This is a genomic window from Streptomyces ossamyceticus, assembly GCF_001418475.1.
Lineage (GTDB): Bacteria > Actinomycetota > Actinomycetes > Streptomycetales > Streptomycetaceae > Streptomyces > Streptomyces ossamyceticus.
The window spans coordinates 1-1,771 of the sequence record NZ_LIQX01000632.1; the positions used below are offsets into that span (position 1 = coordinate 1).

The following is a 1,771-nucleotide window of genomic DNA, read 5'->3' on the forward strand; positions in this document are numbered from 1 at the left end:
TGGTCTGCGGTCCCTGGAGGACGCCGTGACGCTGCGGGACCGGCTGGCGCCGGGGCGGCGGCTGGTCGTGGTCGGCGCCGGGTTCCTCGGCGCCAGCCGGTCCCGCAGCGTCAGGGCGTCCTCCAGGGTGCGCAGCACATGCGCGTCCGTACGGGGCAGCCGGCGCGGCCGTACGACGGGCTGGTCGTCGCCACCGGCGTACGGCACCGTCGACCCGTCGGCCAGCCGCACCTCGCGTTCCGTCAGGTCGAGGCCGGTGGCGGCGGTACCGGGACGCCAGTCGAGGTCGAGGCCGGCGAGGTCGGCCGGGGTGCGCAGGGCGAGCCGGTCGACGTCCCACTCGGACGCGAGGAGTTGCTTGGACAGCGGGGGGCGGTCGTAGGGGACGTGAGGTTCGTCGCCCACAAGGGTCAGCGTGCCCTCGTAGCCCTCGCGGCGCAGGGTCTCGGCCGCCGCGAGGCCGGCCGCCGATGCCCCCACGACCAGGATCCGCCTCATCGCTCCACCAGGCGGATCGCGGCGGCCGGGCAGATGGCGACGGCCTCCCGGACGCCGTCCATGAGGGCGTCGGCGGGGTGTTCCTCCAGCAGGATCGCGACGCCGTCGTCGTCCCGCTGGTCGAACACCTCGGGGGAGGCCATCACACACTGCCCCGACGCGACGCACTTCGGTTCGTCCAGTTCCACACGCATGGGTTGGGTTGCTCCTCGGTTCTCGAACATGCCGGTCTCGAACGGACCGGTCTCGAACAGGCCAGTCACGAACAGGCCGGTGGTTCACCAGGTGACGGGCAGGCACCCCACGCCGTACGCGGTTCCCGTGTGGTTGAACGTCAGCCGGTCGATCGGGGCGGCGGGGCGGAGCGTGGGGACTCGCCGGTAGAGGGTGCTGTAGACGACCTGGAGTTCCAGGCGGGCGAGGTTCTGGCCGAGGCACTGGTGGGGGCCGTACCCGAACGCGTTGTGCTGCCGTGCGGGCCGGGTCAGGTCCAGCCGCTCGCTCTCCGGAAACGCCTCGGGGTCCCAGTTGGCGGCCTGGAGGTCGAAGAGGAGGCCGTCTCCCTGGCGGATGGTCTGTCCGCCGATCTCGATGTCGTCCTTGGCGACGCGGCGCAGCCCCGAGTGGACGATGGAGAGATGGCGCAGCAGTTCGTCGACGGCGCCGTTGACGAACTTGGGGTCGTCGCTCTCGCGCAGCAGGGCGAGCTGGTCGGGGTGCTCGAACAGGGCGAGCGTGCCGAGGCTGATCATCGTGGCGGTCGTCTCGTGTCCGGCGATCAGCATGGCCACGCCCATGCTGATCGCCTCCTGCGGGGCCATCTCACCGGCCCTGACCTTGGCGCCCATCTCCGACAGCACGTCGTCTCCGGGCTCGGCGAGCTTCCGCTGGAAGAGGGTGCCCACGTATGTGCTGAGCGCGCGGCCCGCCTCGGCCGCCTCGTCCGCGGTGAGGGAGCTGTCGAGGACGCGGTTGCTGTTCTCCTGGAACAGCTCGTGGTCCTCGTACGGCACGCCGAGCAGTTCCGCGATGACCAGTGACGGCACGGGCAGGGCCAGCGCGGTGAGCAGGTCCGCCGGGTTGGGGCCGGCGAGCATCTCGTCGATCAGGTCGTCGACGATCCGCTGCACGGCGGGCCGCATGGCCTCGATCCGTTTGACCAGGAAGGGCGCGTTGACCGACCGGCGTAGCCGGGTGTGTTCGGGGGCGTCGGTGTTGGTGATGAGCTTCGGGGTGTGCGGGGCGATCGCCGCGCACACCCCGAAGCTCATCA

General features: G+C 71.4%; 3 protein-coding genes. All 3 read right to left on the reverse strand.

What is annotated here, in order from left to right:
• On the reverse strand, positions 1-498 hold a 498-nt coding region (locus tag AOK15_RS35300), incomplete at its 3' end, for an FAD-dependent oxidoreductase (RefSeq protein WP_167738893.1).
• On the reverse strand, positions 495-692 hold the full coding sequence (locus AOK15_RS35305) for a ferredoxin (protein WP_055522418.1): 198 nt from the start codon (positions 690-692) through the stop codon (positions 495-497). The genes AOK15_RS35300 and AOK15_RS35305, both read right to left, overlap by 4 nt.
• Positions 693-776: 84 nt before the next feature.
• The coding region (locus AOK15_RS35310; protein WP_055522416.1) for a cytochrome P450 at positions 777-1,771 on the reverse strand (995 nt) is incomplete at its 5' end.